At 32.2% G+C, this 21,686-nt stretch carries 27 protein-coding genes; 18 read left to right on the top strand and 9 right to left on the bottom strand.

The window, feature by feature from the left end; translation table 11 throughout:
* Nucleotides 1-70: 70 nt before the first annotated feature.
* Nucleotides 71-442 carry a RidA family protein gene (locus tag CLHOM_RS04785; RefSeq protein WP_052220549.1) on the top strand — a complete coding sequence of 124 codons (372 nt, stop codon included), beginning with the start codon at nucleotides 71-73 and terminating at the stop codon, nucleotides 440-442.
* A gap of 289 nt (nucleotides 443-731) precedes the next feature.
* On the opposite strand, the gene CLHOM_RS04780 is transcribed toward CLHOM_RS04785, so the two are convergent.
* Complete coding sequence (locus tag CLHOM_RS04780; protein WP_052220548.1) at nucleotides 732-1,112, bottom strand: winged helix-turn-helix transcriptional regulator; 381 nt, start codon at nucleotides 1,110-1,112, stop codon at nucleotides 732-734.
* Between the two features lie 180 nt (nucleotides 1,113-1,292).
* Between CLHOM_RS04780 and CLHOM_RS04775 the strand changes: the two genes are divergently transcribed.
* Complete coding sequence (locus CLHOM_RS04775; protein WP_052220547.1) at nucleotides 1,293-1,583, top strand: hypothetical protein; 291 nt, start codon at nucleotides 1,293-1,295, stop codon at nucleotides 1,581-1,583.
* 73 nt (nucleotides 1,584-1,656) lie between these two features.
* Here CLHOM_RS04775 and CLHOM_RS04770 read toward each other — a convergent pair whose 3' ends face one another.
* Nucleotides 1,657-2,364 carry a helix-turn-helix domain-containing protein gene (locus tag CLHOM_RS04770; RefSeq protein WP_052220546.1) on the bottom strand — a complete coding sequence of 236 codons (708 nt, stop codon included), beginning with the start codon at nucleotides 2,362-2,364 and terminating at the stop codon, nucleotides 1,657-1,659.
* A gap of 427 nt (nucleotides 2,365-2,791) precedes the next feature.
* On the opposite strand from CLHOM_RS04770, the gene CLHOM_RS04765 reads away from it, so the two are divergent.
* The 9 genes from CLHOM_RS04765 to CLHOM_RS04725 all read left to right on the top strand — a co-directional run bounded on the left by CLHOM_RS04765 (nucleotide 2,792) and on the right by CLHOM_RS04725 (nucleotide 11,517).
* Nucleotides 2,792-3,988 carry an amidohydrolase gene (locus CLHOM_RS04765; RefSeq protein ID WP_052220545.1) on the top strand — a complete coding sequence of 399 codons (1,197 nt, stop codon included), beginning with the start codon at nucleotides 2,792-2,794 and terminating at the stop codon, nucleotides 3,986-3,988.
* A gap of 36 nt (nucleotides 3,989-4,024) precedes the next feature.
* The gene (locus CLHOM_RS04760; protein WP_052220544.1) at nucleotides 4,025-5,245 is read left to right on the top strand and encodes a MalY/PatB family protein; all 1,221 of its coding nucleotides are present in this window, start codon (nucleotides 4,025-4,027) and stop codon (nucleotides 5,243-5,245) included.
* A gap of 19 nt (nucleotides 5,246-5,264) precedes the next feature.
* A complete protein-coding gene (locus CLHOM_RS04755; RefSeq protein WP_052220543.1) occupies nucleotides 5,265-5,636 on the top strand; it encodes a RidA family protein in 372 nt (123 codons plus the stop codon).
* Between the two features lie 255 nt (nucleotides 5,637-5,891).
* Nucleotides 5,892-7,307 (top strand): Na+/H+ antiporter NhaC, encoded by a 1,416-nt coding sequence (gene nhaC / locus CLHOM_RS04750; protein WP_052220542.1) that lies wholly within the window; start codon nucleotides 5,892-5,894, stop codon nucleotides 7,305-7,307.
* A gap of 71 nt (nucleotides 7,308-7,378) precedes the next feature.
* Nucleotides 7,379-7,684 (top strand): hypothetical protein, encoded by a 306-nt coding sequence (locus CLHOM_RS04745; protein WP_052220541.1) that lies wholly within the window; start codon nucleotides 7,379-7,381, stop codon nucleotides 7,682-7,684.
* Nucleotides 7,685-7,732: 48 nt separating this feature from the next.
* Complete coding sequence (locus CLHOM_RS04740) at nucleotides 7,733-7,999, top strand: glutaredoxin (protein ID WP_052220540.1); 267 nt, start codon at nucleotides 7,733-7,735, stop codon at nucleotides 7,997-7,999.
* Between the two features lie 4 nt (nucleotides 8,000-8,003).
* Nucleotides 8,004-9,188 carry a MalY/PatB family protein gene (locus tag CLHOM_RS04735; RefSeq protein WP_052220539.1) on the top strand — a complete coding sequence of 395 codons (1,185 nt, stop codon included), beginning with the start codon at nucleotides 8,004-8,006 and terminating at the stop codon, nucleotides 9,186-9,188.
* 165 nt (nucleotides 9,189-9,353) lie between these two features.
* Entirely contained in the window at nucleotides 9,354-10,379 is a 1,026-nt protein-coding gene (locus CLHOM_RS04730) for a branched-chain amino acid aminotransferase (RefSeq protein WP_052220538.1), read from the top strand.
* Between the two features lie 85 nt (nucleotides 10,380-10,464).
* Nucleotides 10,465-11,517: a 1-aminocyclopropane-1-carboxylate deaminase/D-cysteine desulfhydrase gene (locus CLHOM_RS04725; protein WP_074782743.1), complete on the top strand. Its 1,053-nt coding sequence runs from the start codon at nucleotides 10,465-10,467 to the stop codon at nucleotides 11,515-11,517.
* 172 nt (nucleotides 11,518-11,689) lie between these two features.
* On the opposite strand, the gene CLHOM_RS04720 is transcribed toward CLHOM_RS04725, so the two are convergent.
* Complete coding sequence (locus CLHOM_RS04720) at nucleotides 11,690-12,073, bottom strand: L,D-transpeptidase (RefSeq protein ID WP_052220537.1); 384 nt, start codon at nucleotides 12,071-12,073, stop codon at nucleotides 11,690-11,692.
* A gap of 100 nt (nucleotides 12,074-12,173) precedes the next feature.
* Between CLHOM_RS04720 and CLHOM_RS04715 the strand changes: the two genes are divergently transcribed.
* A complete protein-coding gene (locus tag CLHOM_RS04715) occupies nucleotides 12,174-12,827 on the top strand; it encodes an HAD family hydrolase (protein WP_052220536.1) in 654 nt (217 codons plus the stop codon).
* Between the two features lie 100 nt (nucleotides 12,828-12,927).
* On the opposite strand, the gene CLHOM_RS04710 is transcribed toward CLHOM_RS04715, so the two are convergent.
* A complete protein-coding gene (locus tag CLHOM_RS04710; protein ID WP_052220535.1) occupies nucleotides 12,928-13,242 on the bottom strand; it encodes a hypothetical protein in 315 nt (104 codons plus the stop codon).
* A 357-nt stretch (nucleotides 13,243-13,599) separates the two neighbouring features.
* On the opposite strand from CLHOM_RS04710, the gene CLHOM_RS04705 reads away from it, so the two are divergent.
* The 4 genes from CLHOM_RS04705 to CLHOM_RS04690 all read left to right on the top strand — a co-directional run bounded on the left by CLHOM_RS04705 (nucleotide 13,600) and on the right by CLHOM_RS04690 (nucleotide 16,138).
* The gene (locus CLHOM_RS04705; RefSeq protein WP_052220534.1) at nucleotides 13,600-14,031 is read left to right on the top strand and encodes an RNA polymerase sigma factor; all 432 of its coding nucleotides are present in this window, start codon (nucleotides 13,600-13,602) and stop codon (nucleotides 14,029-14,031) included.
* 32 nt (nucleotides 14,032-14,063) lie between these two features.
* Nucleotides 14,064-14,855, top strand: coding sequence for a PhzF family phenazine biosynthesis protein (locus CLHOM_RS04700; RefSeq protein WP_200903900.1), 792 nt, complete (start codon nucleotides 14,064-14,066; stop codon nucleotides 14,853-14,855).
* Nucleotides 14,856-14,956: 101 nt separating this feature from the next.
* Entirely contained in the window at nucleotides 14,957-15,469 is a 513-nt protein-coding gene (locus CLHOM_RS04695) for a hypothetical protein (RefSeq protein WP_052220532.1), read from the top strand.
* A 168-nt stretch (nucleotides 15,470-15,637) separates the two neighbouring features.
* Nucleotides 15,638-16,138, top strand: coding sequence for a GNAT family N-acetyltransferase (locus CLHOM_RS04690; RefSeq protein WP_052220579.1), 501 nt, complete (start codon nucleotides 15,638-15,640; stop codon nucleotides 16,136-16,138).
* A 91-nt stretch (nucleotides 16,139-16,229) separates the two neighbouring features.
* Here the strand turns inward: CLHOM_RS04690 and CLHOM_RS04685 are convergent, their stop codons facing one another.
* Together CLHOM_RS04685 and CLHOM_RS04680 are read right to left on the bottom strand one after the other, a co-directional pair.
* Nucleotides 16,230-16,598 (bottom strand): HsmA family protein, encoded by a 369-nt coding sequence (locus tag CLHOM_RS04685; RefSeq protein WP_052220531.1) that lies wholly within the window; start codon nucleotides 16,596-16,598, stop codon nucleotides 16,230-16,232.
* Nucleotides 16,599-16,685: 87 nt separating this feature from the next.
* A complete protein-coding gene (locus CLHOM_RS04680; protein WP_052220530.1) occupies nucleotides 16,686-17,249 on the bottom strand; it encodes a TetR/AcrR family transcriptional regulator in 564 nt (187 codons plus the stop codon).
* Between the two features lie 167 nt (nucleotides 17,250-17,416).
* Here CLHOM_RS04680 and CLHOM_RS04675 point away from each other — a divergent pair, with 167 nt between their 5' ends.
* Nucleotides 17,417-18,367, top strand: coding sequence for a M15 family metallopeptidase (locus tag CLHOM_RS04675; RefSeq protein ID WP_052220529.1), 951 nt, complete (start codon nucleotides 17,417-17,419; stop codon nucleotides 18,365-18,367).
* Between the two features lies 1 nt (nucleotide 18,368).
* Nucleotides 18,369-19,172: an SDR family NAD(P)-dependent oxidoreductase gene (locus CLHOM_RS04670; RefSeq protein WP_052220528.1), complete on the top strand. Its 804-nt coding sequence runs from the start codon at nucleotides 18,369-18,371 to the stop codon at nucleotides 19,170-19,172.
* On the opposite strand, the gene CLHOM_RS04665 is transcribed toward CLHOM_RS04670, so the two are convergent.
* From CLHOM_RS04665 to CLHOM_RS04655, 3 genes are read right to left on the bottom strand one after another with little or no spacing between them, the layout of a single operon-like run.
* Complete coding sequence (locus CLHOM_RS04665) at nucleotides 19,150-19,809, bottom strand: hypothetical protein (protein ID WP_052220527.1); 660 nt, start codon at nucleotides 19,807-19,809, stop codon at nucleotides 19,150-19,152. The two genes, CLHOM_RS04670 and CLHOM_RS04665, sit on opposite strands and share 23 nt — an antisense overlap.
* 50 nt (nucleotides 19,810-19,859) lie before the next feature.
* Nucleotides 19,860-20,330 carry a DUF441 domain-containing protein gene (locus tag CLHOM_RS04660; protein WP_242846735.1) on the bottom strand — a complete coding sequence of 157 codons (471 nt, stop codon included), beginning with the start codon at nucleotides 20,328-20,330 and terminating at the stop codon, nucleotides 19,860-19,862.
* Nucleotides 20,331-20,387: 57 nt separating this feature from the next.
* On the bottom strand, nucleotides 20,388-21,596 hold the full coding sequence (locus tag CLHOM_RS04655; protein WP_052220525.1) for a class I SAM-dependent methyltransferase: 1,209 nt from the start codon (nucleotides 21,594-21,596) through the stop codon (nucleotides 20,388-20,390).
* Nucleotides 21,597-21,686 lie beyond the last annotated feature (90 nt).

Raw genomic sequence — 21,686 nt, 5'->3', positions numbered from 1 at the left:
AAAATTTAAAAACCATATGATATAAACCATTATATACTAATTAAATTAAAAAAACAGGAGGAATTAAAATATGAAAATCATTAATACTGAAAATGCACCAGGAGCAATTGGACCATATTCACAGGCCTACATTGTGAATAGTATGGTATACACTTCAGGACAAATACCTATAGACCCCAAAACAGGAACAATAGGAGAGACAATTATAGAACAGACTGAGCAAAGTTGTCGCAATGTAGGAGCAATACTAAAAGAAGCAGGAACTGATTTCGTACATGTATTTAAAACAACCTGCTTCTTAGCTGATATGAAATATTTTAAAGAATTTAATGAAGTATATTCAAAGTATTTTGTTTCTAACCCAGCAAGAAGTTGTGTGGCAGTAAAAGAGTTACCTAAAGGAGTTCTTTGTGAGATTGAGGTGGTTGCTGTCTTGCTATAAAATATATTGACTGATGAAACAATGATTTTTAGTTTGGATATTCTGTAATGACCGTGTAAGTGTAGTTTATCTAAATGTCAATTAGAAGCTTTTGTTTTAGGAAATGTAGCGTTATAATAAATGCTAAATAGAATTTAAAATTCAAAATAATCTTATATCTATGTCCTTTACAAAAAAGACAGTAGGCAGATTTGTTTTTATACAAATCTATCTACTGTCACTTCATTATTATTTTAGTAACTTCATTACTAAAAGTAACTAATAGGGAACATACAAATTGTAAATTATTTTATTCATTGCTATAATCACATTTCTGGCATTGAGCCATTATATGTTCACTTTCATTTTTGTGATAAGCTCCAGACCACTTACAAATACTTTGTAAAATAGGCACAACAGATTTTCCTTTATCTGTTAATGAATACTCAACTTTAGGAGGAATTTCATTGTATTGATCTCTTCTTACAATGTTATCTAAAATTAGATTTTTTAGAGTTGTAGCCAATACTGCATCCGTTATATCTGTCATTTCTTTACGAATTTCACTATAACGCAAGATATTCTTTTCAGCCAGCACACATATAATTCGTGAATTCCACTTTCCACCGAATATATCCAATCCGTATTCCAAGGGGCACCTAATTTCTTTTTCTAATTTTGGTTTATACATCCGTCATCCCTCCAATACTTTTTATATCTAAATTATAACCTCTTGCTATCAATTTACAAGTTACTATGAAATTTATTAGTTACTCATAAATTTAATGATATCTTTAACTTGTATAGTTTTTTTAATATACTTTGATTGTGCAATAAGCAAATATAACAATATCTAAGGAGGAATTTTATCATGGAAGTAAAAGCTTATCTTGAAATCACAATGAAAATCAGCAACGAAAACAGACCTGCTGCAGGAAAGATTTATTCAGATTACCGCACTCCATTTTTGAATGACATACCTGGTGCACTTACTAAAGACCTTTTAATTCGCGATGAAGATGTTCAGGTACTTCATGGATTTGACAGTGTAGAGAATGCAAAGGCATATTTAGATAGTGAGTTATTTAAAAACGACGTTTTTATAGGGCTTAAACCATTATGGGATGCTAATCCTGATGTGAAGATATATAGTGTAGCATAATTTCTAATTATGCATTCAAGCCGTACAACTAATAGATTGTACGGCTTTTGTATATTTCAGGTAATTCTCTTATTTAAGTAGCAGATAACATATTATATAATTTCAATAATCGGATATCATCTTTAGAAATTTTTAGCTGATGAACAAGAGTAGAATCTTCTTTCAAACGGGTTTTTGAAAACAGCATTTTAACGGCAATGGGCATCATTGGTCTAGATGAGAATCCGTTAAACAATCCCCATTTGGTGTCAGAATCTAAGTAGGAAGCCAGTATCTGAACACTGACATTTTCCATAGCTGTATCCTTATTAACAAGTGAAATGTGAGTAAGTGCGTCATAATGCTTAATATAGCCCCAATAGGTATTTTCACAATTCTGGTAATTATCAAAATCTTTATAGTTCATATACATCATAATTTTATGTTGATGATTTTCTGTTTCAGAGAGGACGTCAAATACACAACGAATGATACTGTTGCTTCGTCCATCATAAACATAGGAGTAGAATTGAGATACTCCACTGAAAAATGCAGGACTGTTATTATGAGAAGAGATAACAGTACGTTTGGGACGAAGGTAGAGCAATTGTTCAACATGAATTTCGAGAACATCAGCAATTTCATATAGTGTTTCTATGTCTATGGAAATTTCTCCTTTTTCATATTTTGAAATCGTGGATTTACTTTTATGTAGCATAGTAGATAATTCATCAAGTGTTAATTTTCGCATTTTTCTATAGGTGCGAATCTGCTTGCCAATCTGTATGTTGATTTCAGACATAGTCTTCCACCTCTTATGATTAGTTTCGTATAAATACACAAAAGTTCGAAAATTTGGTGATTTTTTTTGTATACAAGAATTTTAACATAGGAAAAGAAAAAAATCTATTTTAATTAAAAAAATAAGAAAAAAAGTTTATTCATAAGAAACTTTATGTGTTTTGACGCGAAAAATTTTTAATATTAAAATAAGAAATATGATACAGCATGATCATACAAGGAAAGGAATAGGAGGTGCTATTATCAACTAAAAAGATGTAGCTATTTAATATGAATTGCTTAACTGAATAAATTTCAACGATATGGGGAGCCTTTAAATAAGGTATAGTGAATGTGACATTTATATGTTTGGTCATTGAAAGGTCCGTTTACAAAAGGTAATTTTATGCTATTTATGAAAAATATAAGATTTTGAGGAGGTACATTTCATGCCTTTAAATGATCAGATTTTAGAACTTGCTAATGAATATGAGAATTATATTATCGATTGCCGACGAAAAGTACATACCTTTGCTGAGATTGGTATGTATGAATTTAAAACGAAAGCTTTTATCATTGATGAAGCTAAGAAACTTGGTTTAACCTATGAGGAAGTACCAACAACTAGTGTGATAGTTAAATTAGATACAGGCCGCCCTGGTAAACATATTGCTCTTCGCGCTGATATGGATGCATTACTAATGACAGAGTCACCAACCAATCTTGTTGGGACAAGGACATGCATTTCTGAACAGCCTAAAGCCTTTCATGGTTGTGGACATGATGCTCATACAGCTATGCTGCTAGGGGCAATGCAGGTGCTATATGCTTTGAAAGACTCATTAAACGGCGTTATATTGTTTTGCTTTGAGGAAGGGGAAGAACCTAATAGTGGGGTTGATGCACTTCTAGCAGCATTAGATAAATACGAAATTGACCGTATTTGGGGAATTCATGTTTATGCGGAATTAGAGGAAGGAAAGATTTCTGTAGAAGCTGGACCACGAATGGCAGGTTATTGCACTGCTAGGGTTGATTTTATTGGAAAAGAAGGACATGCTTCTAGACCAGATTTAGCAGCTAATCCATTATTCTGTTCTGCAAGCTTCTTGAATAATCTTTGTGTGGCATTTTGTAATCAAATAACAGCTGGTGAAACTGTTACAATGGCTATCCCAATGATGCATGTTGGAAATGAATCAAATATAATTGATAACAAGGCAGAGATTAGGGGAACATTCAGATTTTTTAATGATGAAGAAGGTAAAAAAGCACAAGAAATGTTCCATAATATTGCTGTTCACACGGCTGCTATGCATAAATGTAAAGCAGAATTTCCATTAGAGACCATCAACAGTGCTGTAATTAATGACGAAGAAAGTGCTATAGTTGCTGAACGTGTATTACAAGAAGTATTACCAGTGGGTACAGTTGTTGATTGTGATCCGTGGTATGGTGGAGAGACATTCTCTAAATGGTTAAGAAAATATAAAGGTGTATTTGCCTTTTTAGGTATTAAAAACGAAGAAGCTGGTTATGGGGCAAATCATCATAATGAAAAATTTGATTTTAATGAATCTGTGTTGAAAACTGGTGCTATTTCTACTGTGCGTTATGCTGTAGAGTGGCTTAGGAATGACTTATAATCATACGGTTTAAGTAATGGACAGGAGGAGGAAGATATGTATAATTTTGATGAAATTATTGAACGTCGAAACACAAATGCTATGAATACAGATGGGTTCCGCAGTTATATTTTTCATGCGGATGAAACAATGACCTTTCCTTATAAAGATGAAGAATTTATAAGAATGTGGGTTGCAGATATGGAATTTGCAACTCCAGATGTTGTAATCGAGGGTATTAAAGAACGATTGGAAAAACGTATTTTCGGATATACTAGAGTATTCGAAAACAGCTATTATGAGGCTTTTGCAAATTGGTGCATGAAACGCTACGGATGGAAATTTGATAAAAATGATTTGGTTATGTCAAATGGTATTATACCGGCATTGTATGAGCTAGTGAATTATATTTGTAAAGAGGATGAAAAGGTTTTATTTTTAACTCCGTCTTATGCATATTTCAAGTATGCGGCTGATTTTAATCAAAGAGAAAGTGTGTGTTCAAACCTGATCAATGAGGATGGATATTATACAATAGATTTTGAAGATTTGGAAAGAAAAGCTGCAGATGATAAGACGACACTCTTTATTTTCTGCAATCCTCACAATCCTACAGGACGTGTGTGGAAGGAGGATGAACTAAAGAAAATCGCAAAAATAGTAGAAAAGCATCAGCTTTGGGTTATTTCCGATGAAATTCATTGCGATTTAATTCGTCTTAATCAAACACATATTCCACTAGGAAAGATTATGCCGGATTATAAAAAACTGATTACATGTATGGCATCTAGTAAGACATTTAATTTGGCTGGTATGATGATTTCACATATTATTATCCCAGATGAAAAGCTGAGAGAAATATGGCTTAAAAAACATTATAATTTTGATAATCCTTTGAGTATTGCAGCTTCTCAGGCGGCATATGAAAAAGGAGAAGTTTGGCTTGAGGAATTACGAGCTTATCTGGATGAAAATTTCAGATTTACCCAAGAGTATCTTTCGCAAAATTTGCCAAAGGCAAAATTCAAAATATCAGAAGCCACTTATCTTGCATGGGTGGATTTAAGCGCTTATTTTGAGAAAGACGAGAATTTACCTTTATTCTTTGCATATAAAGCCGGCGTTCTCCTTGAAGGTGGTAATATGTTCGTTCAGAATTCTGATTGTTTTATCAGATTAAATTTGGCATGTCCAAAGTCTGTGGTAGCAGAAGGTTTGAAACGAATATGTGAAGCAGTTAATACTAAACATAATGAAAAATACACAGAAAATTGTTAATTTTAGAGGAGGAAAAGTAATGAATATTATTGAAACAAAAAATGCACCAGGAGCAATTGGACCTTATTCTCAGGGATTTGTTGTGAATGGAATTGTATATACTTCCGGTCAGATTCCTGTAAATCCAGAAAATGGCATGGTACCAGAAGGAATCGTTGCCCAGACAGAACAGAGCTGTAAGAATGTTGGAGCGATTCTTTCACAAGCAGGATCCAGCTTTAATAAAGTTTTTAAAACAACATGTTTTTTGGCTGATATGGGAGACTTTGCAGCTTTTAATGAAGTTTATGCCAAGTATTTTGTATCAAAGCCAGCTAGAAGCTGTGTTGCAGTAAAAACGCTTCCTAAGGGAGTTCTTTGCGAAATTGAAGCAATTGCTGTTGAAAAATAAGTTAATATTTTCTTTTATATTACCAGTAAACAACTTTATAGTGAATATCATTTTATGAATATAGAATTGATTGGACAATAAGCTATATCCCTAGTGCTAATGGTTTAGCAATATCCTAGAATTTGATCATTTTATACCTCTACTATCTAGGGATATGGCTCAATATCTAAGTTAACCTGTTGTACTAAATAAGATTACCATTGATTCAAATATAAAAATAATGTGTATAAACTGATAATTGAAGGGAGTTATATTATGAAAAAGAAAAAAGAGTTAACATTTGGCTTAGCTGCTATAATTCTAACGTTAGTTGTAGGGGTTATAATAATTGGAAAAATGGTTTTTAATGCTCCAGTTGATGGAATGTTCTTCTTATCATTTATTATAGTAATATGTGCAGGAATAGCCTTAGGTTATAGTGCTGATGAAATAGAAACTGAAGGGTTTAACTTTGTAAGAAAAGGTATGCAACCGTTTTTTATTGTACTAGCAGTAGGAGGTATGGTTAGTACATGGATGGCAGCTGGAACAATTACTTCTTTAATTTATTATGGTTTGAAAATTATTTCACCTCAATTATTTTTGATAACTTCACTTTTGTTATGTTCCATTACATCTCTTGCAACAGGTACATCTTGGGGTACTATGGCAACTGCTGGAGTTGCTTTGATGAGTGTAGGTCAAGGGCTAGGAATACCTGCACCTTTAACAGCTGGTTGTATTATATGCGGATCTTATTTTGGAGATAAAATGTCGCCTTTTTCAGATACTACTAATTTAGCTGCAGCTGTTACTAATACTAAACTTATGACTCATGTTAAGCATATGATGTATGAACAGGTACCTACGTACATTATTACAGCTATAATCTTCATATTCATAGGATTTAAGTATAAGAGTGCTAATCTTGATATGGGAAATATAGATTTAATCTTAAATACTATTAGCAGTAATTTTAAAATAGGATTCATTGCATTTTTACCAGCAGTTTTAGTAATAGTTCTTTTAGCTAAGCGAGTCTCTCCATTTTTATCACTTATGCTTGCTTCAGTAGCAGGGGGGATAGTGGCAATTTTTTATCAAGGTCAATCACTAGCATCAATTCTTAAGTTTTTCTATAAAGGATTTTCTACAGATACAGGTGTGCAGTTTGTAAACGTTCTTGTAAATAGAGGTGGAGTTACTTCTATGTTTGGTGTTGGAATTTTAATGTTCTTTGCATTGTTTGTATCTGGAGTTCTAAATCATATAGGAGTTATGGATACATTTTTAAAACCTTTAATTACTAAAATAAAAAGTGTAAAATCTTTAACTGTTGCTACAATGATAGTGGTTTATTTTGGTAATGGAGTTGGAGGAAGTGCAAGTCTTGCTGCTGTATTGGCTGGTACTTTTATGGGGCCGTTATATAAAAAATTTAGATTAAAGTCTGAAAACTTATCACGTGTAATTGAATCATGTGGAACTTACGGAGGAGTGCTTATGCCTTGGAATGGGCATGCTATTTATGCAGCGGGTACACTAGGCGTAGCCACAGTAGCATATCTCCCATATTGCTTTATGAATTATATTTCACCGATTGTTACTTTAATATATGGGTTTACTGGATTTTCAATGAAAAAGTATGATGATGATGAAATACTTGAAAATGAGTTAGAACTAAATGCTTAACGCTTTAAGTTTGAATAAAGCAAGTTTTTAAAATATAGAAAATGGATTATTTCTAAAAAGAGGTGAAGTATATGGATTTAAAACTATATTATTTAATTCAAGATGTAGCCGGAATTTTTATAGGTATTTACGGAATAAAGCTTGTAATTTTAGGATTTTTGCATATTGTTAAAAAAGGATTTAATATAAGTAAGTTACTTTTTTTACTAGCAGATTTTCTTATTATCTTAGCTGGAGCTGCACTAGCATTTAATGAATGGGGAATAAAATGGTGGATAGTCTGTATACTTCTAATCCTTCTAAACAGGATAATAAACTCATTTGCATATCGTATAAAAACGAAGATCATGGCAGGAAAACAGAGTCTAGTAAAATAAGCGAATAATATTATTACTTATTAATATTCCCAAAGGAGGAGCATAAAAATGAAAGTAAATGTAATAGGGAGTCATTTATGCACGGATACCTTATATGCCCTTGTTAAATTGAAAGATAAAAAAATAGAGGTTGAATTTGAGGACATCTCCTCAAGCTTCCCTTCACTTAAGGCTTTTCTAAAGGCCCGTGAAAACAATCCAATCTATAATAATGTGAAAAAGAATGGTGGAATTGGAATTCCATTCTTTACGTTAGAAGATGGCACACGAACCTTTGAGCTAGATGAAGTTCTAAAGAAAATTATGGAGGATTAGTTTTGTGAATAAACAAGAGTTTTTAGAAAAATATTTGATTGAGCGACGTGGGACAGATTGCTTTAAGTGGGATGAGTTAGAAAGTAGATATGGAGACCCTAACTTAATTCCCATGTGGATTGCAGATATGGAGTTCAAAACCCCTGATCAGATCATTGAGGCAATGGTTGAAAGAGCAAAGCATGGGGTTTTTGGATATTCCTCTGTTTCAGAGGAATACTATAAAGCATTTTCTGATTGGATGAGTGAACGATATCATTTTCCGATTAAGAAAGAGTGGGTGCGTTTTTCAACGGGTTGTATAACCGTAATTGCATGGATGATACATGCATTTACAAATCCAGGAGATGCGTGTTTGATTTTGACACCGGTTTATTATCCGTTTCATAATGTGGTTACAAGCAATGGAAGGGAATTAGTGTCTGTTGATTTGGATTACAATGAAGGATACTTTACAATGAATTATGAAGCAATTGAAAAAGCAATAGTGGAAAATCAAGTAAAAATGTTTATCCAGTGTTCCCCGCACAATCCAGTAGGAAGAGTCTGGAGCGAGGAGGAATTAGAGGAAATTCTAGCAATCTGTAAAAAATACAATGTTTTAGTAGTAAGTGATGAAATTCATCAGGATATCGTACTGGGAGAAAATCCATTCATCCCATCTGCAGTTGTTTCTGATGGACTATATGGTGATATAGTTATTACAGTATCATCTGCTTCAAAGACGTTTAACTTAGCAGGATTGCTACATTCACATATTGTTATTACAAATGAAAACTTAATGAAAATCTACGATAAATTTGCTAGAGGTATGAATAGAACAGAGATGAATATTATGGGATTAACTGCTACTATGAAAGGATATACTCATGGTGGAGAGTGGTTGTCAAATCTCATGGGAGTGATTCGTGATAATTATAATTATCTTAAAAAGGAATTACATGAAAAACTACCGGATGTAACAGTTTGTGCACTGGAAGGAACTTATCTTGTACTCCTTGATATGCGTAAGTGCATTGAGGCAGAAAGATTGGTGGAATTCATTCAGGGCAGATGCCATTTAGCGGTAGATTATGGCGAATGCTTCGGCGAGAATTTTAAGGGATTTATCAGATTGAATCTTGCTACAGATCCTAAGTATGTAAAGACTGCAGTAGAGAACATCATTGCAGAGGCTAGTAAGCTTTAATTGAAATCAAATTAGAAACAAACAAAAGCAATTCAGAGAGCACTATCTTAATACAGAAAAAAAAGATTACAGAGTTTTTTTGAAACAAAAAAACCTGTAATCCTTGATTTATAAAGAAAAATAAAAAAGCTTTACTATAAAATTATAGAAATAGAAGGTGAGAATATGGAAAAAAAGAATTTAGCATGGGAAAGTATAGGGTTCTCATACAGAGAAACTGATAAACGATATGTCTCAAATTACAAAAATGGCAAATGGAACAAAGGTGCAATTACCTCAGATTCCAATATAATTTTAAATGAAAGTGCAGGCGTTTTTCAATATTGCCAGTCCGTATTTGAAGGGTTAAAGGCTTATACTACAAAGGATGGAAGCACTGTAACATTCCGCCCTGATTTAAATGCAGAACGTATGATAGATTCTGCAAAAGGCCTGGAAATGCCACCATTTCCAAAAGAGCGATTTTTAGATGCCATTGATCAGGTAGTAAAAGCGAATGCTGACTGGGTTCCACCCTACGGAAGTGGAGCAACACTTTATTTGAGACCGTACATGTTTGCATCTTCCCCAGTAATCGGTATAAAGCCGGCGGAGGAATACCAGTTCCGTGTATTATGTACTCCAGTTGGGCCTTATTTTAAAGGTGGCGTAAAACCATTAACAATTTGTGTCAGTGATTTTGACCGAGCTGCACCACACGGAACCGGTCATTTAAAAGCCGGATTAAATTATGCAATGAGTTTACATACATATGTGGAAGCACATCGAAGAGGATTTGATGAGAATATGTTCCTAGATTCTGCTACGAGAACTTTCGTGGAAGAAACCGGCGGAGCTAATTTCTTTTTTGTAACAAAAGATAATGAAATTGTTATTCCAAAATCAGATACCATCTTACCATCTATTACAAGACGCTCTATGGTGATTGTGGCAGAGAAATATCTTGGCTTGAAAGTGACTGAGAGACCGGTTAAATTGTCTGAAATCAATACTTTTTTGGAGTGTGGTTTATGTGGAACAGCAGCGGTGATTTCGCCGGTAGCAAAGGTGGTAGATCATGGAAAAGAAATCTGTTTTTCTGGCTGTCAGAAGACTATGGGACCTGTTACACAGAAGCTATACGATACATTAACTGGAATTCAGTTAGGAGATATAGAAGCACCAGAGGGATGGATTAGGAAAATCTGTTGATTAAGGTGCAGCCAATTGTATAAAAGAAGGGTTTGCAACATAGATATTAAATGTTACAACTAGGCAATGCAAGGAGGACAAGAATATGTCAATGACAATAAGAGAAGTAAAAAATCACATTGATACATCACCAAGAGTTGATCTTGGGTTTTTTCCTACACCCTTATATAAACTTGAAAAGTTATCGAAAGAGCTGAAAATTAACCTGTTCATTAAGAGAGATGATTTTACGGGAAAAAATCTCTTTGGTGGAAATAAGACCAGAAAACTGGAATTCCTGATTGGTAAAGCCCTGAAAGACAAGTGTGAATATGTATTTACTTATGGTGCAACTCAGTCTAACCATGCGATGCAGACCGTATGGACAGCAGTTGCAAATGGTCTTAAACCAGTAGTTTACCTGACTGCAGTAGTGGAGCCAGATGAGAATGATATGAAGGCAAATCTTCTGTTGGACAAGATCTTTGATGCGGAAATTCACATAGTGAGCCTTAAGAAAGGCGAAACTTTTCACGAAGCACAGAAGCGTTCCTTAATTCTTGGAGAAGAGCATATTAAGAGGCTAGAAGCAGAAGGACATAAATGCATGAATATTCCTATGGGTGGAGCTAATGATGTGGGTTCCGTAGGATATATCATGGGAATGATAGAGTTGTGTGAACAGGCTCAGGATCTGAGAATTAATTTTGACTATTTGTATCACGCAACAGGATCAGGTGGAACCATGGCCGGGCTAATGGCAGGAAAAAAACTTTTGGGTGTCGATACAACTATTCGCTCAGTTGCAGTATTGGATACTGGAGAGCGATATGCAGCCAGTAAGGCAAGTCTTGCTAATGAAGCATTAGCTTATTTAAATTTTGAATCTAAGGTAGAAGAAAAAGATTTTTATGTGGATACAGGATTTTATGAACCAGGATATGAATGCCCTAATGAAGGAGCAACGGAAGCTATCAAAATGTTGGCAAAGAAGGAGGGGTTACTGTTAGATCCAGTATATACAGGAAAGGCTTTTGCAGGATTAATTCATGATGTAAGGGGAGGTAAAATCGGAAAAGGAAGCAATGTTGTATTTCTGCATACAGGTGGTGCAATAGCTATTTTTGCAGAAAAAGAAATATTAGGTAGCATAATTTAATCTGTGGAGGAACAAGAGGAGTCTTTTCAGTCCTCCACTAAGGTACGCGGTACTACCTCAAAAATGTAAGAATACGAGAACATATACATAAGTACAACTTAGAGTTCATAGCAATATACATATCGTATGTTATGTTGCTATGAACTTTCTTTTTAAACATAAGATAATACAGCTAAACTATTCTTACGGGTGTACCAATAGGAACTAAATTGTAAAGTTCAATAACGTTAGGGTTGTGCAATCTAATACACCCATTGGATACAGCTTTTCCAATAGAAGAAGGGTTATTTGTTCCGTGAATTCCATAGCCTTTCTTAGAAAGACCTAGCCACCTTGCTCCAAATGGTCCACCTGGATTTACTGCTTTGTTAATAATTGTGAAGTTTCCTCTAGGGGTTGGGGTGGAGGGTTTACCTACCGCAACAGGATAACTTTTAAATACTTTGCCATCTTTAAATAAAGTAAGTTGACGAGCTGCAACATTTATAGTGATGCTATAACTAGCGGGGGATCTGAGTAATGGCAGAAAGCTATAGATATAAGGAGATAAGTACATGTATGCCTCCAATAGAAAAATTAATCTTACATATAGTATGCAGAGTCATGACATAATGATATTATATAGATTATAAATCTATATAAATGGGGGAATTTTAATGAAATATAAATACATTTTATTTGATCTAGATGGAACACTTACTGATCCAAAGGTAGGAATAACAAAATCAGTAAAGTACGCATTAAATAAAAATAATATTGAAGTGGAATCCTTAGATGATTTAATTAAATTTATTGGACCTCCATTAAAAGAGTCCTTTATGGAGTTTTATTCCTTTGATGAAGAGAGAGCAAATAAAGCAATTGAATATTACAGAGAATATTTTAAGGATAAAGGTATTTTTGAAAATGGAGTATATGAAGGTATACCTGAATTGTTAAAAGAGCTAAAAAATAATGGATTTATAATTGCCATTGCAACCTCAAAACCTACAGTATTTGCTGAAAGAATTGTTGAGCACTTTGGTTTGAAAGAATACTTCCATATAGTAGTAGGTAGTAATTTGGATGGAACTAGGACAAGCAAAGGAGAAGTTATAAGCTGTGTATTAGAGCAATTAAATATTAATAATTTAGAAGAATTCGTAATGATAGGTGACAGGAAGCATGATATAATTGGAGCTCAAGAAAATAGCATAGATTCTATTGGAGTCTTATATGGATATGGAGATTTAGAAGAATTTCAGGAAGTTTCACCTACATACATTGTGGATTCTGTAAATGATTTGTATAAGCTGATAATAAACGGTTAGTAATATAAGAAAAATGCGGTGCATTTTTCTTAGGTAACCAGTAACCAGTTGCCAGTAGAATTAATAAACTGGTTACTAAGAATTTTACGCCGTAAAATTCTTATATTTCTTTGTAATAAAACACCGTTTCATCTAAGCAACCATTAGCTGATTGAGCATATTTAGGTATCCGTCCCGCTTCAATATATCCAATGGATTTGTATAATAAATTTGATGGGTCCCCTAACCTCGTGTCTAAAACAAGTAAACTTCGTCCCTCAGCTGTAGCCCTTTTTTCTGCATTTTGCATACTTAATGGCGGCAAAAATCCAATGGATGCGCCATCATCAACCACGTTTATTAATAACATAGAAAGTTCTTGCAGTATATCATTGGATACTTGCTGAATTTCTCTAAATTCTAATTTGACCTTCATAAAAGCACCTTCCTAACTTATTATCAAATTATTCATCTAATATTCTTACATAAATATATAATCATCTATATAGCATACAGAAAATTTTACTTCAACCTTAGTCTTACAAGTTTGTATCTATATTTTATATCAATAAGTCCTTAATTACCAATATATTTCTTAATTTGCTGATGTTTGCTATTTTTTTATCGCTTAAGGACGAAAAGTTCTAAGAAAAAATAAAATGTAAAAGCTTTTAAAAATAGGAAACTTTTTTTGAGCTAGAAGGGTATATACATATGAAAGCAGTTAATTGATCTAGATGAATAATAAGTGACTAACTGGTAAGTGATTAAGCTTAACATAGGGGGTAGCAGATTGGAAAGAGTTTTATTGGAAAAGATTAAAGAGGGAGATAGTGACGCATTTGAACAGCTATATGGCAATTATGCAGAATATGCTCTAAGGGTTGCCCTGACTGTTACAAGAGATAAAATGAGTGCTGCAGATGCAGTTCTAGTGGATGATTTTACAGAAACGAGTATACAAGGCTATATGAGTGAAGAGGATGATTACAGCTTTGAAGAATATGAAAATTTATATGATGCTATTGCTGCAGCAATTGCAATAGTTGCTCTTGCAAATACACAATATGGTAGTGCAGCTGTAAATAAAATAAAAGATGTGTTTGCTCCAAATAAAATTGTTGAAGAAAAAATAGAGGGCATAGATGAGAAGAAAAATGTTTCTTTACAGGAAGGTAGTTCCAAATATATAATTTATATTGATTGCTTAAAGAATTTAAAATAATAAATCAGTAACTTTAAATGGGGGAAATTTATATGATAGAAATTTTTCAAGTAGATGCTTTTACCAACAAGGCTTTTTCAGGCAATCCAGCAGCAATTTGCATATTAAAGGAGCCAAAAGAAGAAAGCTTTATGCAAAGTTTAGCTAAGGAAATGAATTTATCCGAAACTGCATTTTTATTAGAAAAAGAGGATGGATATAGTTTAAGATGGTTTACTCCAAGTATGGAAATAGATTTATGTGGACATGCAACCTTAGCCAGTGCCTATGTTTTATGGGAAAATGGAAATCTGAGCAGGGATAAGGAAGCAAAATTTTATACGAAAAGTGGTATTTTAAAGGCAAAGCTAATAGATAACTGGATTCAATTAGATTTCCCAGCATTATCACAGGAGCCTTCTGACCCTCCAAAAGGATTAATTGAAGCTCTTGGAATTAAGCCAATTTACATTGGAAGAAGTAAATCTAATTATTTAATACAGGTTGAATCAGAGGAAGAAGTAAGAAATATGAAACCTAATTACAATGAAATTATGAATATTCCTATGCATGGTGTAATGGTTACAAGTATTTCAAAATCACCAGAGTATGATTTCGTTTCACGTTTTTTTGCTCCAGAAGCAGGGATTTTTGAAGACCCAGTAACTGGTTCTGCTCATTGCTGCTTAGGACCTTACTGGAAAGATAAATTAGGCAAAGACATTTTTATGGCATATCAAGCTTCTGATAGAGGAGGAAGTCTAAAGGTTCAAGTTGCTGGAGATAGAGTTTTTCTGTCAGGTAAAGCAGTTATGATTTTTAAAGGTGAATTATATTATATATGAATTATCACTATTTAAATATAAACCTCATAGTATATATTAGTCACACTAGAAGTGACTTTAAAAGTAGAAAAATTCTTTTATTATATATTAGGAGGTATACCATGAACAGTAATATAGAAAACAGTTCAGGTGAAGACTATATTGCAAGAGAATTAAGAGCAATTAAAGAAACTATAAAGAGATGTTGTTGTGCTTTAGCATCTAAAGAGTGGAAAGTAGATTGTAATTGCAAATGTCAAGGTGGAGGGAGACAATGCTTATGCGTAGCAAATTCTGTTTGCGAAAGTGATGATGACGGAGTTGCTACAGTTACTGTTCCTGCAAACTCTTGTATTACAAAGATATATGCTTCTTTTGTACAAGAAATGGGCGAAGCTAAATTTGCTCTAATTGAAGGAATTTCAGAAGGAACAATATTTTTCTGCCATAGATTTGTTGAAGATTCAAACTTTGGTGGAGAATTTGATACAACCTTAGTTCAACCTCTATGTGTAGGAGATGAAGATGTAACATTTACTGTTACTGCTTTTGCACCTAATGGGGATATTCAAGATAATGCTTTAGTAAGTCTAACAGTTGTTTATTGTGAGGATTGCTGCACTCCAGTAGATTAAAGATAAAAATAAAGTAGCTATTCAGTTAATGAATAGTTACTTTATTCATTTAGCAATCAAATAACTAAGCTGCTGAAGCTATGGAATTCTATAGGTAATTTACATAAAAGACAAGCTATGATAGGATAAGTGTTAAAAGTACACAAGGAGGAAACAAAATTGAATTATATTGATTGTAAATTGGATGAATTTAAAATAAGATTTGCTAAGGAAGAAGACACGGTCATTATATTGGATTTTATAAAAGAGCTAGCAAGGTATGAGAAAATGGAAAATGAAGTGGTTGCAACCGAAGAAATATTAAGGGATTCACTTTTTAACCGTAAGGTAGCTGAGGTTATAATAGGAGAATATGAAAATGAACCTGTATCATTTGCATTGTTTTTTCATAACTTCTCTACTTTTTTAGGTAGGCCAGGTATATATTTAGAGGACTTATTTGTAAAAGAAAGCATGAGAGGAAAGGGAATAGGAAAGATAATGCTATCTTTTTTAGGAAATTTAGCAATAGAAAGAGGATGCGGCAGACTAGAATGGAGCTGCCTTGATTGGAATGAACCATCCATCAAAGTATACAAGCATTTAGGGGCAGTTCCTATGGATGAATGGACTGTATATAGAATGTGTGATAAACCATTAGTCAACTTAGCAAAAGAATTTCAAAAATAAATTTTCAATTGTTCTAAATAAATACATAATACCTCATAAAATAAATCATGTGTGAATTTGTAGCCTTATGCAAATTCACACATGAGATCTATTATCTTGTCATTCCATAAATTGCACCAGATACAAAAGGAAATAACCAAATGAACCATACAAAAATGCTAAATTTATGGAAATTAGCTTTTGCCTTTTTATCATTTTTAATCATTACAACTGTAGCCCAAAGTGCATGAGAAAGCATTAAAGCTATTGCTAACATACCTGTTATACCATGAAAATTTAAGCCAAAACCTTCTCCAGCTAGTTTGCCCATAATTGTTGTTCCAAGGGTATCAAAAACTAGTCCAACCCAGAATACTGCTAAATGCCACTTTTTTAATTCTCCTTGTTTTTTTTCACTCAAAACTCCCACTGTATAAAATAATAGAGCTAAATTGATGAATATTACTGAATACTTAACCATTAAATATCCCTCCCAAAAGTTAAAATTATTATTTGAAATGAACAATGTTCATCTGTGTTCAATTTAAAATCATATGTCTCCATATGATTATTTTAAAAATGCCTTTAACAGTTTTTCAAAGCTTTCATATTTGAAAAAAGGCATTTGGATCATTGAAATAAAATTTACTACTATAAAGCTGGCTATTTCATTTGAACTTAATCTTTTATTTAGTTCACTATTAGTATAATAAGTATCTGAGGATAGAATATTCTCTATAATTCTAATCAACTCTGACATATATAAATATTGTTTTTCAAGTCCACTTTGGATAAATTCTGAAGTATCGCAAAGTTCAGGCTTTAACCAAACTTCTTTAAAGGTTTTGATGAAGTTAGAAAGTTCGTTAAAAATTTTTTCTAGTTTGTAATAAAGATCACCATCAGAGTGTTTAATAGAATCCAATATTAAAAAATATTTCTTCCAATAATCAATCATCATTTCCATAACTAATTCTTTTTTAGTTGGGAAATAATTATAAATAGTTCCAAGAGCTATTTGGCATGCTTTAGCTACATTTCTCATGTTTAGTGCGGAATAGCCTTCATTATATAATATTTCTTTTGATTTACTTAAAATTAATTCTCTAGGATTATCTATAATTCTTGACAAAATTAACACCTCTAGTTTCAAATGAACTATGTTCAGTATAAGCTTTTTATACTTTTTTGTCAACTATAAAACTTACTTATCAAATAATTTTTTTTACATATACTAAACAAGGTATGATTTTTTATTACGTTTTTATAACTTAAATTCATTGAAAGGAAATGTAGATTATGAATAATGGAAAGTTGTTAACATATGTGATTACTTTTTTTATTTCCATGGGGATAATACAAAATAATTTTGCAATCAGGGTAAATGCTTACGCTTTTACTGAAGAAAATAGATTAGATTATGATATAATTATGAAACAAGACTTATTATGTATAATGATAGCTTATCCAGACCTTATAGTAAAGGTAGAGAAAACAATAGATGATAAAGTTTATTTAGTTACAAAAGGCGGTTCTAAATTACTATATGATGATAAAAAACAAAAATCTCCAAAGGATAAACTTTCATATCCTGATCTACAGGATATGTTAGAGACAAAATATCCTCTACAAAGAATAAATAGGCTTATGGATGAAGACCATGACCCAGGACGTAGAAGGATATATCCATTGTTAAAAGAGGTTTATGGGGGTTCAAAGGAAAAGGTACAATCAAATCTTGTTAGAGTTAAAGTAGGATATACTTACTTAGATTTCAATAAAAATAATAAGGCAGCGGAATCCTTAAAAAATGCTATGAGTGAAATATCTGGTATTATTAAGGATAGAGGAAATATAGGAGCATGTATATTTCCACCTAGTGGAACTTTTAATTATCGTTTAATTTCAGGGACAAATCAATTAAGTGCACACGCATTTGGGATAGCCATTGATCTAAAAAGTGATAAAAGAGATTACTGGAAATGGGCTTCAAGACAGGATGGAGAAAAGAGAATGCTTTCTTATCCAACAGAAATTGTAGAAGTTTTTGAAAAAAACAATTTTGTCTGGGGAGGTAAATGGGGGCATTTTGATATATTACATTTTGAGTATAGACCTGAAATTATTTATAAAGCTAGATATTTTGGTGGAGAAATTCAAAGAGAAAAGCCTTGGTATTTTGGAGCTCCAATAAAGGATTCAAATGTAAATAAATTTATTAAAGTTATTGACGAGGGTATAGGGAGTTAGTATGAAGCAAATTGATAAAAAAAGAGAAACGGTTTTAATTACTGGGGCATCAACAGGTATAGGTTATGAACTTTCTAAAATATTTGCACAAAATGGGTATGATCTTATTATTGTAGCTAGAGACTTGAGAAAACTAATGGAAGTAGAAAAGGAATTAAGAGAAAAATACGGTACTCAAGTAATAATTATTAATAAGGACTTGTCATATCCTAATTCTGCTTATGAGCTATATGAAGAAGTATTAAATCTTAATATGAATATAGATATTCTTGTAAATAATGCAGGAGCAGGAGCAAGTGGGTTGTTTCATGAAATTGATTATGATATAGATAACAAAATAATTCAATTAAATATGACTTCACTAACTAACTTAACAAAGCTATTTTCAAAAATGATGATTAAAAATAAAAGAGGAAAAATATTAAATGTAGCTTCTACAGGTGCCTATCAGCCAGGTCCTTATACGGCTGTATATTATGCTACAAAGGCATATGTGTTGTCTTTTTCAGAAGCGATTTACAATGAACTAAAGGATTATGGTATAACTGTTACAACCATATGTCCTGGAGCTACAAAATCTGAATTTTCTAAAAGGGCAGGTAAAGCCCAAATTAAAGGCTCAATGGAGGCTAAAAAAGTTGCATTGGCTGCTTTTTTAGCATTAAAGAAAAACAAAAGGCTTGTTATACCTGGAATACAGAATAAAATTGCTATTATAGTATCAAAGCTTTTGCCAGGGAATATTACGGCAAAAGCTATAAGAAAAATTCAAGACAAGCTTATCAATAAGACAGATCAGCATTAAAGATAATTGGTTTTAAATTTTTAAACTCGAAGGTTGGAATTTCTGTTTTTTCTAATATATCAATAGCTTTAAATGGATCCTTTGTAAGATCAACAGTATTATCCATTAAGATATATTTTAATGTATCTGAATAGTAGTTGCAGTAAGAATAATAATCCTTTCTCTCTTTAGAAAATTCTTTATAATCTTTACCGCAAGAATTGATAACTTCTCTACATAAGTACAAATTACATGGGTGCGGTCTTAAATCAAAGGCTATACTACAGCCTTTAGTAGTAGCAAAGGGACACAGTCTAAAAAATAGTTTTTGGTCAAAATCTGAAACTTCAGAGTCCTCTTGAAAAGTTTCTTTTAAATATTCTTCATATTCTTTTTTATTAAATTCACCATTGACGTTAATGCAGTATTGATAAATTTCCGCATTGTCCATATTTAAAAGACTATATATAAAATTTTTGTTTCCAGAATCAATAATATTTTTCATATCTATTAGAGAATATTTTGGGAAATACCAACAACATCCTCTAGTTTTTATGCTTGTATAAGAAGTAGACTCAATAAATGAGCTGCATTTACCGCAGAAACTACATTTATACACAGGTACATTACTGCAAAATTCATATTCTAATTTATCCATGGCAACACCTCTTTAGAAATATTTTTCAATAAGCTTATTATAGCTCTTTATTATTTTAATTCAAATATATAATTAATTAATTTTAATACTCCACATACAATTCCAGAGGCTATTAAAGGTCCTACCGGAACTCCACCTAAAAATGTAACACCAATAATTGAACCAATAAGGATTCCAGGCATAGTATCTGAGTTAAGCTTTAAAAAAGTCACTCCTTTGGAGGCTACTAGTACAGCTAAGATTCCTGCAATAATTGATATAATTGATCTAGCATTTAAAAGCTGATTTAAATCTATTGTTTCTATAGAAGTTTGCTTAATTAATGGTGCAAGCATCCATATCATTAGAAAGGTCATTCCTAAATTCATAAAATGTTTTTCTATGAAGTCTGCACTTTTGCCATTGTCTATAAGGGAAATGATAAAAATAATAAATGCAGCTCCAGTAAGACTTTTGTTTTTATTTATTAAAGACAAAATAAATAAAACTATAAGAATTATTTTACTTAACAATGAAAACACCTTACACTAATTACTTATAGTTTTATATTATTTATTTTAAAAATTTTTGTTAATGAATTACCATTCTTTTAAAAATTTATATAAGGCAGGATTTGCATTTAAGCTTTTCATTAATCCCATGTATTCCTCTAAAGCCTTGGGATTTTCTTCCTTAGTTTTTATTGCTCTTATCATAAGATTTTTTGGCGTTTCAAGAGGAGATATATATTCCACAACAGAAACTTCATAGCCTTTAGCTTCTAACATGGTGGCTCTCATACTATCAGTTAAAATATCTGCAAGTCTAGCCTTTAGGACACCATGCTTTGTAACGCTTTTAAAGGGTTCATATGAATACTGATTTAATAGCTCCCTATGGCAGCAAGGCACTGCAATTATTACATCAGAATTAACTCTTATACCTAAGGCAAGTGCCATGTCTGTGGCAGTATCACAAGCATGTAGAGACAAAACTATGTTTATCTTTTTATTAGGAATATAGTTTTTTATATCTATAGCGTGAAACTCCATGTTTCTATATCCCAGGTTTTGTGCCATTTTCCTTGAGGATTCTATTACACCTTCTGAATAATCAAGACCTATAAAGTAGCATTTAATTTTTTTCACTTCTGTTAGATAGTAATTTAGCACAAATGATAAATATGATTTTCCACAGCCACAATCAAGTATAGTAAGTGTACCTTTAGTTGAAATTTTATCGAAGATACCATCTAAAAGCTCTACATAATGATCAATTTGGTTATATTTTCTTATTTTATCATTTTTAATTTTTCCGTCCTTTGTCATTATGTTTATCTCTTTAAGTAATGCATCTGCACTACCAACTTTTATATAGTAATCTCTATTTAATAAAGTAGAGGTGTGAGCGTCCTTGATAGGATGTACAATATTACAAGTATCAGCAGTTTTACCTAAAGAAGCTTCTATATCACTTTCATTAATAGCTACATTTTTCATAGTTACATTTTTATTGTCTGCAGAAATTAATATATCTGTGCCTCTTTCACTATATATAAATTGAAGAGCTTCATAGCTTTCGGAATCCTTTAGGATTTTAGCTAAAATTAAACTAATATCAGATGTTTCAGTTTTGCCATTAAAATTATATTTGATTTTTCCATTTTCATAAGAGCCGTTTCCATTAAATATTTTTAATCCAGTTTTATAGCTGGTTTTTATGGATTTAAAAATAGAAGAGTTTTCAGAAAATCTATTTTCTATTCCCATAAAAAAAAGCTTCAATTTGGATAAACTTTGCTTATTCATAAGTAATTTTCCTCCGATTTTTGTAAGAACATTAACAAATTTATATTATAAAATATAGTATAACAGAAGAATATTATTAAATTCAATTAA

It is taken from the genome of Clostridium homopropionicum DSM 5847 (assembly GCF_001263795.1).
Taxonomy (GTDB): domain Bacteria; phylum Bacillota; class Clostridia; order Clostridiales; family Clostridiaceae; genus Clostridium_H; species Clostridium_H homopropionicum.
Note: the sequence above shows the minus strand (reverse complement) of the source record. Positions and strands in the feature narration are given on the sequence as shown.